At 69.6% G+C, this 13219-nt stretch carries 12 protein-coding genes; 1 reads left to right on the top strand and 11 read right to left on the bottom strand.

Annotation, left to right across the window (positions count from 1 at the left end; genetic code table 11):
- Positions 1-602 precede the first annotated feature (602 nt).
- The 5 genes from ABT129_RS31100 to ABT129_RS31120 form a co-directional block, all read right to left on the bottom strand.
- Entirely contained in the window at positions 603-890 is a 288-nt protein-coding gene (locus ABT129_RS31100) for a hypothetical protein (RefSeq protein ID WP_351908265.1), read from the bottom strand.
- A gap of 97 nt (positions 891-987) precedes the next feature.
- On the bottom strand, positions 988-1725 hold the full coding sequence (locus ABT129_RS31105) for a cyclic nucleotide-binding domain-containing protein (RefSeq protein WP_351908267.1): 738 nt from the start codon (positions 1723-1725) through the stop codon (positions 988-990).
- Position 1726: 1 nt separating this feature from the next.
- Positions 1727-1966, bottom strand: a complete 240-nt coding sequence (locus tag ABT129_RS31110) for a hypothetical protein (RefSeq protein ID WP_351908269.1) — start codon at positions 1964-1966, stop codon at positions 1727-1729.
- Positions 1967-2676: 710 nt separating this feature from the next.
- The gene (locus ABT129_RS31115) at positions 2677-2922 is read right to left on the bottom strand and encodes a hypothetical protein (protein ID WP_351908271.1); all 246 of its coding nucleotides are present in this window, start codon (positions 2920-2922) and stop codon (positions 2677-2679) included.
- 698 nt (positions 2923-3620) lie between these two features.
- Positions 3621-3914, bottom strand: a complete 294-nt coding sequence (locus ABT129_RS31120; RefSeq protein WP_351908273.1) for a hypothetical protein — start codon at positions 3912-3914, stop codon at positions 3621-3623.
- Positions 3915-4287: 373 nt separating this feature from the next.
- Between ABT129_RS31120 and ABT129_RS31125 the strand changes: the two genes are divergently transcribed.
- Complete coding sequence (locus ABT129_RS31125) at positions 4288-4494, top strand: hypothetical protein (RefSeq protein WP_351908275.1); 207 nt, start codon at positions 4288-4290, stop codon at positions 4492-4494.
- Between the two features lie 328 nt (positions 4495-4822).
- Here ABT129_RS31125 and ABT129_RS31130 read toward each other — a convergent pair whose 3' ends face one another.
- From ABT129_RS31130 to ABT129_RS31155, 6 genes are all read right to left on the bottom strand, one after another.
- Positions 4823-6181 (bottom strand): hypothetical protein, encoded by a 1359-nt coding sequence (locus ABT129_RS31130; RefSeq protein WP_351908277.1) that lies wholly within the window; start codon positions 6179-6181, stop codon positions 4823-4825.
- Positions 6182-6265: 84 nt separating this feature from the next.
- Positions 6266-7732, bottom strand: coding sequence for a mobilization protein (locus tag ABT129_RS31135; RefSeq protein ID WP_351908279.1), 1467 nt, complete (start codon positions 7730-7732; stop codon positions 6266-6268).
- The gene (locus tag ABT129_RS31140) at positions 7729-8709 is read right to left on the bottom strand and encodes a hypothetical protein (RefSeq protein ID WP_351908281.1); all 981 of its coding nucleotides are present in this window, start codon (positions 8707-8709) and stop codon (positions 7729-7731) included. Before ABT129_RS31140 ends, ABT129_RS31135 begins: the two co-directional genes overlap by 4 nt.
- Before the next feature lie 879 nt (positions 8710-9588).
- Positions 9589-10113 (bottom strand): DUF4913 domain-containing protein, encoded by a 525-nt coding sequence (locus ABT129_RS31145; RefSeq protein ID WP_351908283.1) that lies wholly within the window; start codon positions 10111-10113, stop codon positions 9589-9591.
- 25 nt (positions 10114-10138) lie between these two features.
- Entirely contained in the window at positions 10139-11878 is a 1740-nt protein-coding gene (locus tag ABT129_RS31150; protein WP_351908285.1) for a type IV secretory system conjugative DNA transfer family protein, read from the bottom strand.
- Positions 11878-13128, bottom strand: coding sequence for a putative type IV secretion/conjugal transfer ATPase (locus tag ABT129_RS31155; protein ID WP_351908287.1), 1251 nt, complete (start codon positions 13126-13128; stop codon positions 11878-11880). Before ABT129_RS31155 ends, ABT129_RS31150 begins: the two co-directional genes overlap by 1 nt.
- Between the last annotated feature and the right edge of the window lie 91 nt (positions 13129-13219).

A 13219-nucleotide genomic window follows, 5' to 3' on the forward strand; every position in this document is an offset into this window, starting at 1 on the left:
CCGCCCGCGGCGACCTCACTTTTTTATTGATTGGTCGACAAGAGATATATACACGCTGGATTAAACACTCTTTCCCTCCCCGACGCTCTTCCGATCTGCGCGGTCTGCTCCGCAGACGCGACGCGACGCCCCTACGGGGCGTCAACTCTCGCGCTCCGCGCGAGAGTTGGGGAATCGCTCCGCGATTCCTGGGGAGAATCGCTCCGCGATTTCCCCTCCGGGTATTCGCTCCGCGAATACCCGGAAAAGCGGCTGGCTGGGGGTGGGGGCGCCTTGATTTTCAGTGCGGCTTGTTTTTGGTTTCTGCTTAAAATTCCGGTCCGGGTTCCAGCTGATGCGCTTCTAATTCTGACCTGAATTCAGGATGCGCGGCCCTGCGGCCGGTTGGGGCGAGGGCGAGGAGCTCGGCCTGGCCGTGGATGCCACGTGGGGCCTGCGGGCCGGTCCCACGTGGTGAGTACCGCTCACTCGCAGTCTGGCAGAACAGGTTCACCTGGGAAAAGAGGCTGTGAGGCTCACAGGTCGAGCTTTACCGCGGTCTGCCCTGTCGTCCCGGTCAGCTCGCTCACCATGCCGTCCTGGGCAGATCTGCCGTGCCTGGATCAGGTGGTCGGGGACAGCTTGCTTTTGCGCGCATATTTCTCTCTCCCGACGCAAGCTGAGAGAACAACTTTCATCACGTATCCGCGTCCTGGTGGAATTGTTACCCCTTCTTCTCGGATGGTTCCTTTGGGGATGGTGGACGTGAACTCGACCGCTTCCAGGTGGAGTACCGAGGCGTATTCGCCGTCGCGGATGTCGGCGTGGATTTCGATGGGGAGGTCGTCGGCTGCGTCGTGGAGGTCCAGGACGTCGCGGAGGTGGCCGACGGTCATCACGAGGGGCTTCATCCGGTCTCAACCGTCCGGGCGATGCCGAGGTTGCGTCCAACGCCGTTGGCCGTCCCCTGAGCTGATCAGGGGACGGCCAACGGGGTGGGCGGTGGTGTCAGGCCGCTGTGGGGAGGTGGCCGTCGGCGACGGCACCGAGCAGTTGGGGCTTCTCGATGCGGTAGGTGCGGTGGGCCCTGCCTCCGCCGGCGGAGGCGAGGATCTCGTGCTTGCGGAGGAGGTTCATGCTCTTCTCGACCGAGGCGAGGCTGAGGCCGAGGGTGTCGGCCAGGTGCTTCTGGGTCGGTCCGTGGATGACGGCCCCTCCGCGGGGGAGGAGGCCGACCTCGTCGAGGAGGTGCGGGGTGTGGCCGAGGTAGTCGAGGAGCTGCGCGACGCGGGCGAGGGTAGAGCGCTGGTCGAGCCCGTAGACGATGTTCATGACGTCCTGACGGCCTGTCTGGACGTGGTAGAGCATGCGCTGGACCGTGAGGTCGCGGACGGCCCAGCTGCGGAGGACCTCGCGGGAGATGCGGATGACCCAGGCCGAGGAGAGGAAGTCGACCACGGTCCGCTGGTAGCCCTGGGTGGGCTCCCGGAAGATGTCGAGGTCGCCGACCCAGTACTCGCCGGCCCACAGCCGCTGCTCCTCAAGGACGACGCCGCTCATGATGATGTCGACGTAGGAGTGGCGGCCGCTGTAGCGGACGCGGCCGACGGGGGTGCGGTGGAGGTAGCTGCCGGCGGCGAGTGCCGCGGCGGCTTCGGCGCCGACTCCGAGGAGTCCGAAGTAGCGGCCGAGGCGGACCTCGACGTTGCTGCGGCGGGGACGGGACTCGTCGCTGGGCGTCGCCATGTCAGTTCCCCTTCCGGACACGGCCGTCGAGGACGGGCCCGGGGGTGGGGGTGGCGGGCGCGTGGGCGGCGATGGGTGCCGGGGCGGGCTGGGGCGCGGGCTCGGCAAGGATCCGGATGATGGGGACCATCGCGGCGATCAGCGTGCCCATGGCGAGCAGGACGGCGGCGATGCGGACGGGGGTGGACTTGAGGTGGAAGATCGCGTAGCAGGTGGTCCCGAAAACGATCAGGAAGAGCACCGCCGCCGTGATCAGCGCAGGCGTGGACAGAGCGAACCCCTATGGGTGAGGGGCGGTCGGCTGCTCGACTGTCGGTCCCTGGCGAGGGGAGACAGTCGAGCCCGGCATGGAGCCGGAGACCGCCATCTGAACTCTTCGGACTTCTGGCAGCACCAGCCGAAGATTTGCCCCCGGGGGGCGGTCTCCTGCGACCGGTAACCCAGAACTGTACCGACACGTGTGACAGTCGCCCAACAACCCTTATCCGTGGGGAAATCGATCAGGGCTAGCGCAGGTGAGCGAGTTGATCACCCGGGCGGGCACGGAGTGTGACGGATCCCTCACGGAATCACGTTTTACGCGGCCAAGAACCCGTAAATTCAGGGTTCCGGCCTTCCACTGACGGAAGAACCCGTAAATCTGCGGCATAACTCGGCAGTAGGACCGGTTACATACTTCGTGCTGGACGTGGGCCTTGAACTCGCCCGGACTTCAGCATCATCGGGCGTTCCGGGGGGTGGCCCCCTCCGGAAGCCCGGTGGCAAGTGCCGTTGAGAGCCCGCCGGAAACGGCGGGCTCTCCGCGTTTCTACCACCTCGGCCCCCGGAACTCGACAAGGAGAAGGGCGGGCAGGGCATGCCGCCGGGCAGAAGGTCCACTCCTCGCAGCCGGCCGACCTCGTTGCGGGGACGGCGCAGGCCGAGGACTTCGCCGAGCTCATGGGCTGTGTCTCATCGCCGCTTGGCCGGGCCGTAGGCGAACGTCCGGTGCAGATCGGGTTCGAGGCGGGCGTGCGGGAGCTCGTAGCAGCGCCGGGCGGTCCGGGGGGCTCGCTTGATGTAGCCGGTGATGACGAGGAAGTCATCGGTGATGACGAAGAAGTCCCCGGGGAAGACCTTCGTGACGGCGTCGTCCGTCTCGTAGTCGACGTGCTTCATACGGTCGCCGGGGATGCCCCGAGGGAAGCGGCGGGCCATGCCGTGCGTGGTCCTCTCGGAACCAGGTGACCTCGGTGAGCTCCTGCGGGATGTCGGACTACGGCATGAAGTTCTTCTCGACAGAGAATCTGCTGCCTGTGCGCGCCCGGCCGGCTGGCGTGGTCGGGGCGTCCTTGCGGACCGCATCGGGCGCGCCGGGGCGGCCGCTCCCCCGAGGGCTGTGGGCAGCCGCGGCTTCAGCGGCTGGGCCCAGGTGGGGTGAGGGGCACGACCTGTGCGCGAGGCGCCTTGATCACCGTGCGGGTGGCGTTGATCTCGCCTGGCGGGCGAGAGTCGCTGTGTGGCGATCTGAGGGGCGATTGGTCGTCACCCTTATGGCGGAGTCGACTTGAAGGTGAAAGGTCGTCAGGGCGGCGTGTGGGCGGGTTCCTGGGGTACTTCGCCAGCGTTGGCTCGGTCAGGCTCCATAGAGGCCACAGGATCGGAGGGGCGCAGCGTCGGCGGTGCTGATGACGTGAAGTGCGTTGGTGAGCGGACTCGTGGCTGGGGCGTGGTCTGTGTATGGAGCGCGTTGTGCAGCGGTGGTGGTCGTTGCCGGCTCTGGCGTCCGGCCGGCAGCTTCGTCGTACGGCTTCCGCGTACAAAGAGGTGTCGTGGCTTGCGCAGGGCACTGCGGAAGGGCTTGCCCGCGTGCTGCGGCCGGCCCCGCGCGCTGCGGCGCGGGGCCGGGTTCGGGGTCACCGGCGGCGGGCCGATCGGAGCGTGAGGAACATGACGACGATTCCTCCGAGGCCTCCGGCGAGGGAGCCGAGCGCGTCGACGACCGGGACCATCCCGGGGGCCTGACGGAGGATCAGGCCGCCGACGGCCAGGAGCTGGAGGGCGGTCAGGCCGCTGTGGACGATCTGGCCTGTGGTCCAGGGCTTGGGGTCCGGGCCGGCGCCGGTGGGCTGCTGCGGCGGGACGGCCGGGGCGGTCGGCTGCTGCGCGGGGTCGGGCATGGAGGCGGGGTTGTGCTGGTGGGTGCTCATGGCTGGGTGGATCCCTTCGGGTGTCTGGGGCGCCGGAGTTCGGCGTGGGCGGTAGGTGAGCGGTCCGGGGGTGCTTGCGTCGCGTGCTGGTCCCATGGGCTGTCGAGCCGACCGTGCTGGGGCGGCTGGGAGGCACAGTGACGGCCGCAGGACCAAGCTGCGCAAGCTCTGGTCACGATGGGCATGGCGAAGGCCGCATTCAATATCTGACCTGGGGAAACACCCGGGGTGGAGGTATTGAGTGCGGCCTGAGGCGCTGCTACGGGACGAGACCGGCGTGGGTCCTACGCCTTAGTTATGGGGCGGTCGCCACCAACGTGTGACGCGGGGTGATGCACGTCGCATGCCGTGCGTCGGCTTCTACGGTGAGCACGTGACGACGTCCTTTGAGTTCGAGCCGGTGCTGATCCGGGTGCTGTGGCCCGGCGGCGAGCAGGCAGGTGTCAAGCGTCTGGAGCTGCGGGCGCGGGGCTGGTGGCCTCGCCGGATGCCGCTGAGCGTGCCGTTTCTTGACGGCGACACTGGCCCGCGAGTCGCTGTCTTCCGGGCGGCTCTCACCTGGCGAATCGAGCAGTCGTGACCTCACTGGTAGTTCTCACCTTGGCGGGGGCGGCCGTGTGCGCTGTCGGAACCGTGCTCACTGTCGTGATGGCGCGGTTCGCGGGTCAGGCGGTGGACACGTCGGTCACGGCCTCGCTCCTCATGGGTGCCGTGCTGCTGGGCGGCGTTGGCGCGGCTGTGCTCTGGGCGCAGTGACCTGATGCTGTTTCATGGCGTGGCGCCACTCCCCCAATGCCGGTGAGGGCGTTCGGGCGCTTCGGTGCCCGGCGTCGCCCGTACGCGCCCTACGTGCCTCCTTGGATGCCCGGGCACCGCGTCTCGGCCTGTCGGGTGGGAGTTGGCTGCCGTCAGCGTGTGCGCGCCGTGGTCTTGGCCGGTGTGGTCTGTTGCCGGTGGGCGGGGAGGGCGGTCTGTGTCGGGGCCGGCTGTCCCGGGGTGGTGGTGGGTGTGGTGGTGGAGCGGGAGCGGGCGGTGGTCGGGGAGACACGGCTCCGGGAGGCGGGCGTGGCCGGTGTGGAGGGTGGTGTTGTCAGGGAGTTGAGGGTGGCGTCGATGAGGCGTCCGGTGGTGGTGGAGGGTGGGCCGTCCTGCCAGGTGGTGTCGGTGGTGAGGCGGGTCAGGTGTGCGGTGAGGAGGGTGGTGCCGCCCTGGTCGTGGATGTGGTTCATGCGGTGGGCGAGCAGGGGCCATGGGCGGGAGCTGATGAGGAGGCCGGCTTGTGTCTCGGGAAGGGCGTCCTTGACGGCGCCGACGATCGCGGCGTGCGCCCTTGGCCTGACGCCGAGCTGTTCCAGGGCCTTGGCCCGGTTACCGAGATCAAGGTCCCGGGGGATGTTCAGGCCCTCAGTCAGGGGACCCCAGGAGCGCTTCGCGTCCGTACTCGCGGGAGGCGCCCACGGGTCGGCGGGCTCCCCCGTCGGCGGTGCCGGGGCGGGAGTGGGTGTGGCGGGCGCGGGTGTGGTGGTCGGCGCGGTCCCTGGTGCGGTGGCGGGTGCGAGGACACGGGGGTCGGTCGGCGTGGGGGTGGGGGTCGCCGCCGGGACGGCCGGCGCCGGGGTGGCCGGGGCAGGGGTGGGGGTCGCCGCGGGGGTGGGGGTGGGTGCTTGGGCGGCTGCGGTGGTGACGGCGGCGATGGCCTGGTCGACGCCTGTGCCGGCTGCGTGGGCGTCCACGAGGATGCGGGTGACGTCGATGCCCTTGGTGTCGAGGTGGGCCATCGCGGCCGCGATGTCGGGCCAGGCCGGGGAGGCGAGGATCGCGTCGCGTACCAGGCCCTGGGGCATCGTGGATGTCAGTAGGTCGGCCCAGCGGTCGGTGCCCTCCGCCTTCGTCCGGGCCGCGTTCGTGGCGACGGCTTGGTGGACGCCTGCGGTCATGCGGCCCATCTGCGGCAGGAAGGTGTCCAGGTCGACTCCTGCCTGGTGGAGGGCGACGAGCTGGCGGGCCATCACCGGCCAGTCCGCCCCGTTCATGAGCTCGGCCAGGACGTCATTCTGGAGGGCGCCGCGCAGCTGGTCGGCCGCCCAGCTGGGAGCCATCTGCTGCGCGTCCTGGCTGAGTTCCTCCTCCTTGCCGGTGAGGCGTTTTTGGGTGGCGCGGCGGACCGCGTCGGTGATGGTCATCATCAGCCGGTAGGCCATGGCCGCGGTCTGCGCGGCTTCCGCGAGGGCTTCGGCGAACGGTTCGGGCTGGGGCGGGTAGGTCATCGGCGGGGAGCTCCCTCGGGCGGGGGTCAGCGCGGGCGGGTCAGCGCGGGTGGGTCAGCGCGGGTGGGTCAGCGCGGGTGGGGGTCAGCGTGTGCGGGACGGGCCCGGGGCGCCGGGGTCCGGGGAGGGACGCCCGGGGTCCGGGCGTGGGCGGGCTGGTACTGCGGTAACGGATGGGGTGGTGGGCAGGCCACGCCCGGATGTCCGCGCGGTCCGTACGGGGTGCACCGCTTGGCCGGTGCGTGGCTTCGTTGTCGAGGGCGGGGGGCCGGTCGGGCCGGCTGCTTCCCGTAGCAGGACGGCGGCCTGGGAGGCGGCTTTCGCCTGTGCGCGGAAGGCCTGTGCGCGGTGCCAGTCGGCTGCGGCTTCCACTGCCTCGACGAGGGCGGTCAGCAGGGTGAGGACGAGCGCGGTCCCGCCGCCGCGGGCGGCGCGTGGGGCTTGTTCCAGGGCCCTGGCCGAGGCGCGCCAGCCGGCGCGGGCGCGGCCTTCGAGGGAGCGGGTGGTGGGGGCGCGGGCGGCTTGTTCGAAGGCGTCGGCGGCTGCCTGGATCCGGTCGCGGACCAGAGCGGGGGCGTGGGCGGCGGCGGCTGTCAGGAGGTCGCCGAGCGCGGCGACGTCGCCCGCTCCTTCGTCTTGTCCGGCGCGGGCCAGGAGTGCGGACGCTTCGCGGATGCGGTGCTCGGCGCGTGTCCAGTGGGCTGGGGTGAGGAGGGGGGTGAAGCGTTCGCGGACGCGGGGCAGGGACAGGTCGTAGGCGAGGGTCTTGCCGGCGAACCAGACCGGGCGGGTTCCGCTGTCGGCGCGGTCGCCGGGCAGCGCGACCGCGTAGCCGAGGAGGGTTCCGTCGTCGTGGTGGCGTGTCCGTACGCGCAGGCCGGCGTCGCGGAGGCGGTCGAGGAAGTCCGTGTCGCCGTGGGCGAGTGCGGCGGCCTGGCGGACCGTGCGCTGCAAGGAGTCGCGGGCGGTTTCGGTCAGGCCGCGGCGGGCGGCTTTCTCGGCCTCGCCCGTGACGGGCCGGCGGCGCGCGGTGCGGTCCAGCGGTGACATCGGGGTCAGACCCCAGGCGGTCTCGAAGGCGCGGGCGGCGGCGTGCAGAGCGGGGATGTCGCCGCGGAGGCGGGGGTGGCGTCCGTCCTGGCGGGCGAGGGTGGCCACGATGTGGATGTGGTCGTCCGCGTGCCGTACGGCGATCCAGCGGCAGGCGTGTTCGTCGCCGTGTTCCGCGATGCGGGCGGCGTGGACCATGGCGGTGGCGACCTCGCTCCACTCGGCGTCGGACAGGGTGCGGTCGTCGGGGTGGTTACGGACCGCGACGTGCCAGATGTGTTCCGCCGGCTTCGGGCCGCGCAGCGCCTCCACGGGGGCGTCCAGAAGCCGTGCGAGGTCGGTGAGCGTCATGCGGTCGGGGTGGCGTGCGGGACAGGGCAGGTCCGGGTCCCAGCCGGTGATCAGGTGAGGGTCGGTGTGCTCGTCACGTTTACCGGGGCCGAAGAGGTAGTGCAGGAGATCGATCGTCGTGGTACCGCTGTTGGCTTTCTTCGGCATCATGAGCGGGAGCGTCGTTCCCGTATGACCGCGGCCGTCGCTGTGTCCACACGGGCGATCGCCGCCAGGGCTGCTTCGATCGCGGTACCAGCCGACTCCAGGACATCGGTACCGGACGTACCGGCAGGGGTCAGCGAGCGCAGCGCGGGGACGTCGGTACCGGACGTCCCGGGGGTCAGCGAGCGGGGTGCGGCGGGGTCAGTGCCGGGCGTACCGGCAGGGGTCAGCGAGCGCAGCACAGCGTTGGTGCCGGGCGTCCCGGCAGGGGTGAGCGAGCGCAGCGCGGCGTCGGTACCGGACATGCCGGGGGTGAGTGAGCAGGGCGCGGGGGCCTCGGTGCCGGACGTACCGGCAGGGGTCAGCGAGCGGGGCGCGGGGGCGTCGGTACCGGGCGTGCCGGGGGTGAGCGAACGGGGCGCGGCGGGGTCGGTACCGGACGTACCGGGGGTGAGCGAGCGGGGTGCGGCGGGGTCGGTACCGGGCGTCCCGGCAGGGGTGAGCGAGCGCAGCGCGGGGTCGGTGCCGGGCGTACCGGCAGGGGTCAGCGAGCGCAGCACAGCGTTGGTGCCGGGCGTCCCGGCAGGGGTGAGCGAGCGCAGCGCGGCGTCGGTACCGGGCGTCCCGGCAGGGGTGAGCGAGCGCAGCGCGGGGTCGATGCCGGGCGTCCCGGCAGGGGTCGGCGAGCGCAGCGCGGCGACGTCGGTGCCAGACGTCCCGGGGGTGAATGAGCAGGGCGCGGGGACGTCGGCGCCGGGCGTCCCGGCAGGGGTCGGCGAGCGCAACGCGGCGGGGTCGGTGCCGGGCGTCCCGGCAGGGGTGAGCGAGCGGGGCGCGGGGGCGTCGGTGCCGGGTGTGCTGGGGGTGAGTGAGCGGAGTGTGGTGACGGTCTCGCGGAGGTGCACGCGGGCCTGGATGAGCTCTCGGAGGACGTCGGCGGCGTCGCGGGAGACGGGTAGGAGTATGTGTTGCGCGACGGCCATCACCTGTCGTCCGGCCCATGACGCGGGTGACATTCCCTCTCGTGCCGCTGCCAGTTGGACGGTCTTGAGTTCCGCGTCGTTGAACGTCAGGTTCATTCGTCGTGTGCGTGGTGCGGAGGTGAGGCGTTCACGTCGGCGGGTGCCGCTGGAAGGGTCCTCGATTCCCATGGGTGACTGCTCCTGGATAGCGTCCGAAGGGCCCGTCACGTTGGTGGGGTCCTGCGGTTCAGTCAGCCCGTACTGTTCCAGTACGTACTAACTGGCTGCCAATTTCTATTGCGTGAAACGGTGCGCTTGTGGGGTCGGGGAAACAGTCGCGGTGACACCGGACAGGGGCCCACGGCAGACAGGTCCACGGGCACGGCCCGGAAACACGGACCGGGTGCGGAACACGGTCCCGTTACTGTCACCCCCGCACCACACACCCGCAGGCATCCCACCCCCCGGGAACCGACACCACCACACCCCCACCCTGCCCCTCCCCCACACCCCACATTCCCTACACCCACCCCACAAAGGCGACTCCACCTTCGTGGCCATGCGCGCCGCCGTTGACATTTTCGTCCAAGCCTCCGCGTTCGACAATTTTCCACCTATTAGAGGTAGGTCGCGCCATAGACGTTCCCTAAAATCCACTATGCATCCCTGGCGTCAACGAATCAGGACGAAACATGCTTCCCGTCGCAACATTGACGGCCGATCAGGGCTAACTGCTTTACGAAACGTAATCTGACTGTTCTCATATTAGTTCTTGCTTTCCTTTCCGACGTATCTCTGCTGCTACTGCGCCAACAGCAGCCAGGATGATGACTGTGAGCGTCCCGGCCTGACCTCCAACTGACAGTCGTCTCCGGAATCCGCCCGGAGCCTCCGACTTATCTACGCATGGCTCCAGGCGCTGGGCACGAGGCTCGGCTGACGGTGTCCAACTTGGTGTTCGCCCTTGGTGCAGCCGGCGAAGGGGCCGCCGGGTTGGCGCAGCTCTCGCATGCAGGGGTCATAGTGGTCTCGGTGCCACGTACTGGGCCCGCTGTATCCGCAGGTGGCGGGGTCGGTCAGTTCCTGCCAGGCCAACCAGAGGGCGTGGAGTCGGGCGATGGCGACCGAGTGCTCGGTCCACAGGTGGCACCAGCGGGTGTCGGCTGATGGTTCGGCGAGGTAGCCGGGGACGAGCACGCCTTCGACCCACTCGGCCAGAGCACGGAGTTCTTCGTCGTAGGCCGGCTGTTCGAGGAGGAGGATAAAGGGCGGGAACTGCCAGCTCTCTTCCTCGGTCTCGGCCGCGCCCTCTTCCACCGCTTCGGGGGCTGCCTCGGCCGCTTCGGCGGGAGGTGAGAGGAGCCCTTTCAGCTGCGCCGCGAGTGACCTGACCTGGGCCTTCAGGTCTTCGATGTCCTCGGTCACTGTGCCCGGGAGGGTCTCTGGGGCGTCAGGCAAGGCGGTCGGCCTTCTGCTCTTCGTATGCGGCGACGGCCCTCTTGGTAATGAGGGCTTCCTCTGCGTCCTTCTGCGGGCCGATGTGCTTCATCGATTCCTCTTGGTACCAAGGGCGGAGCTGGATCTGCGCGATCGGCATACCCGTGGCCAGGAGGAGGGCGCTGCCCTTGGGCATGGCGCGGATCTCGGCGGGTTCGAGGATCTGCTCTCGCTGCTCGCCGACTGACGTGGAGCCGCCGTCTCGGCTCTTGGAGTAGGAGCCGCGGTGGACGGTGTGCTGGCCAACGAGGGTGGCGATGTCGGCGACGAATTTCGGATCGTCGACTCCCGCGCCGATAACCTTCTTGGTGGCGGCTGACCACATCGCGTCCATGCCGACCTCGCCCCAGGCTTTCACGCCCTGGCGGTAGGACTGGAGGATGACGTACGGGTTGATGCCCCGGGAGCCGAGGTGGCTGAACAGGTCGGGGAGGTCGGCGATTTTGCAGATGTTCGCCGCTTCGTCGAGGACTGCGCGCATCGGCTCCGGGAGTCGGCCGCCGTGGCGCTCTCCTGCTTCGGCGGCTGCGGTGAACACCGCGTCGGCGAGGGCCGCGACGACTGAGGAGGCAGGGCCGCCCTTCTTGGACAGCAGGTAGAGGGTGTCCTTAGAGAGCGCGAACTCCTCGGGGTCGAATCGAGAGCGCGTCTTGTCGGGGGTTACCCATGCGAGGACCCTCTCGTCGCGCAGGCCCGACAGCGCGGTGCGGGCGTTCTGGAAGATGCCCGATTGCGTCTCCTCGGCGATGTTGATGCTGGCGTCGACCTGTTCGGCGAGCACGGGTTCGTGTCGGTAGAGGATCCGCAGGGGTGCTTTCTCGGCCGGGTTGGCGACCCAGGACAGGACGTCCTTGATGCTGGCGCCGTCGTGGTAGGCGGCCCGGAAGAGTCCGACCAGGAGGTCGTTGGCGGACTGGGACCAGAAGGGGTCGGCGCCTTCGCTGCTGACTTGGGCAATGAAGTGGCTGGCGAGTCGTTCGGCACGCTCGGGCGTCTGGGCTTCGGCGAGCATGTCCCACCACATGGCTCGCTCGATGCGGGCGACGCCTTGGGTGTCCAGGGCCCAGATGTCGCCCACGCTGCCCCGTGAGGTGAGGGTGGCGGCGTAGACGTCTGCCTTGTTGGAGGTCATGAGCAGGGCGGCAGGCGCCTCTTCGGCCACGGGGATGGCCAGTGAGGTGGACTTGCCCGCGCGCGGGGCCATGATCGCGACGAACGTGTCCTCGTCGGAGCCGCGGAGTTCGACGCCGCTGGGCATGTGATCGCCGAGCAGGACGCCCCGGTCCGCCGGAGCGATCTTCTTCGGCGGAACGCCCTTGAGCGAGGCCCGCAGCCGGGTGGCGGTATGGGCGGCCTGGGTGGGGGCAAGGTCGCGGACCTGGTGGAGGGTGGCCATGTCGCGCGGGTGGTAGTACCAGCGCAGCCCGAGTTTGACCCCCCACACCAGTGCGGCAACGACGACCAGGTCGAAGAGGAACGCGCCGGTGCCGGCCGCGATGGGCGAGGTTGCCCAGACGGACGACCAGTCACGCGCCATGCGCATCACGGTGTAGGGGGTGAGGTCGGGGGTGACGGGCTCGATCGTGGCGAGCGTGCCGAGAGCGGCGCCGGTCCAGGTCGCGATGGAGAGAACGACTACGCCTCCCACCAGGCCTGCTCCGGCGACCCAGTTGCGGTCGGAGTCCGTCATCATCAGCGCTCGGGCCTCTTCTTGTAGTCGGTGTGGTAGAGCCGGGATTCGGTGGCGGTCAGCTCCATGGCGACCGCGATGCCGGGGCGACTGCCGATCTTTAGGAGGTACTTGCCGCGGCCGGGGTGCACCGTGTCTCCGGCGTCGAGGCCGGTGCTGGTGGCAGAGGACCAGGAGTTGATGACAGCCCGCTCCTGTTCGGTCAGCTGTCGCTTGCCGGTGACGCGCTGGAGTTCCTGGTCGGTCGAGGCGCCGAGGACCCAGACGTCGCACCGGTCCATCAGCCCTCGGGCTTTGGCCCGGTCCTCCTCGGTGGGCAGGGATTCGAGGTCTTGGGTGGAGTGGGTGACGTAGATGGTGACGTCGCCGTCACCGCGGGAGAGGCGGCCGATGGAGTCCATGGCATCGACTAGGCCGGGGCCGGCTCGCAGTGCTCTCCACATTTCGTCCATGTCGAGGACGAGGCGGCGCTGCATGAGGCCGGTGGAGCGGGCGGAGTCGATGCTGGAGTAGGTGTAGGCCCAGGTGGCGATCATGCCTGCGGAGAGAATGTCGGCGCCGCGTGCGCGGAGGGCTGAGATGTCGACCGATACGGCGGGGCTGTTGAGGTCGAGGGTGACGGTGGTCGGGCCGTCGAAGAGTCCCTTGAGGGGGCCGCCGCAGAGGTTGTCCAGGCCAGCGATGACCGATCGGGTGAGGTCCTGGTAGGTGGAGTCGTGCGCGGCGAGCCTGTTCCGCAGCGGTTCGGGTGCCTGCCGCAGGACGGTGATGACGTCGGGGACGATCGGGTCCTCGCCAGGACAGGCGTCGGCGGCGAGCTGGACGGCGCAGGTCAGGGCGGAGCGCTGGATCTCGTCGGCGGCCCGCCCGAGGCCATGCTTGGTGGCGAGCAGGGCGCCGAGCGTTTCGAGGCGGCGGGCGTTGAGGACGTCGAGCAGGATGTTGCGCCGCTCCGTGGGCAGGGAACGGACGGTGTTCTTCAGGGGGCCGGAGTCGAGGGGGTTGAGCCTGCCGGAGCCGTCGCCGATGCGTACGACGCTGCCGCCGAGCTGCTGGACGAGTTGGGTGTACTCGTTCTTGACGTCGCCGGGGATGACCGGCATGAAGCCGAGGGCCGAGTAGACCATGAGCATGCGTTTGACCAGGGCGGACTTGCCCGCTCCGGGTTGTGACATGACCCAGACGTTGGGGTTGGTGGTGAGTTTGCCGACCCAGTCGGCGGGGTCGATGCACACCAGTTCTCCGGTGAGCATGTCCCGTCCGAGCGGGACCCCGCGGGCGGGGAGTCCGGCGCCGAGGAGGAATGGGTAGAGGCCGGCTGCCTGTGTGCTCGGGCCGGTGTAG

Origin of the sequence: Streptomyces sp. NPDC002057, from assembly GCF_040296665.1 — a bacterium.
Classification (GTDB): Bacteria; Actinomycetota; Actinomycetes; order Streptomycetales; family Streptomycetaceae; genus Streptomyces.

Coding starts and splice junctions, on each gene's coding strand:
- ABT129_RS31100 (WP_351908265.1), bottom strand. CDS start 890: ATGAAGCCCCTCGTGATGACCGTCGGCCACCTCCGCGACGTCCTGGAC.
- ABT129_RS31115 (WP_351908271.1), bottom strand. CDS start 2,922: ATGGCCCGCCGCTTCCCTCGGGGCATCCCCGGCGACCGTATGAAGCAC.
- ABT129_RS31120 (WP_351908273.1), bottom strand. CDS start 3,914: ATGAGCACCCACCAGCACAACCCCGCCTCCATGCCCGACCCCGCGCAG.
- ABT129_RS31130 (WP_351908277.1), bottom strand. CDS start 6,181: ATGACCTACCCGCCCCAGCCCGAACCGTTCGCCGAAGCCCTCGCGGAA.
- ABT129_RS31140 (WP_351908281.1), bottom strand. CDS start 8,709: ATGGCCGTCGCGCAACACATACTCCTACCCGTCTCCCGCGACGCCGCC.
- ABT129_RS31150 (WP_351908285.1), bottom strand. CDS start 11,878: ATGATGACGGACTCCGACCGCAACTGGGTCGCCGGAGCAGGCCTGGTG.
- ABT129_RS31155 (WP_351908287.1), bottom strand. CDS start 13,128: ATGCTCACCGGAGAACTGGTGTGCATCGACCCCGCCGACTGGGTCGGC.
- ABT129_RS31135 (WP_351908279.1), bottom strand. CDS start 7,732: ATGATGCCGAAGAAAGCCAACAGCGGTACCACGACGATCGATCTCCTG.
- ABT129_RS31105 (WP_351908267.1), bottom strand. CDS start 1,725: ATGGCGACGCCCAGCGACGAGTCCCGTCCCCGCCGCAGCAACGTCGAG.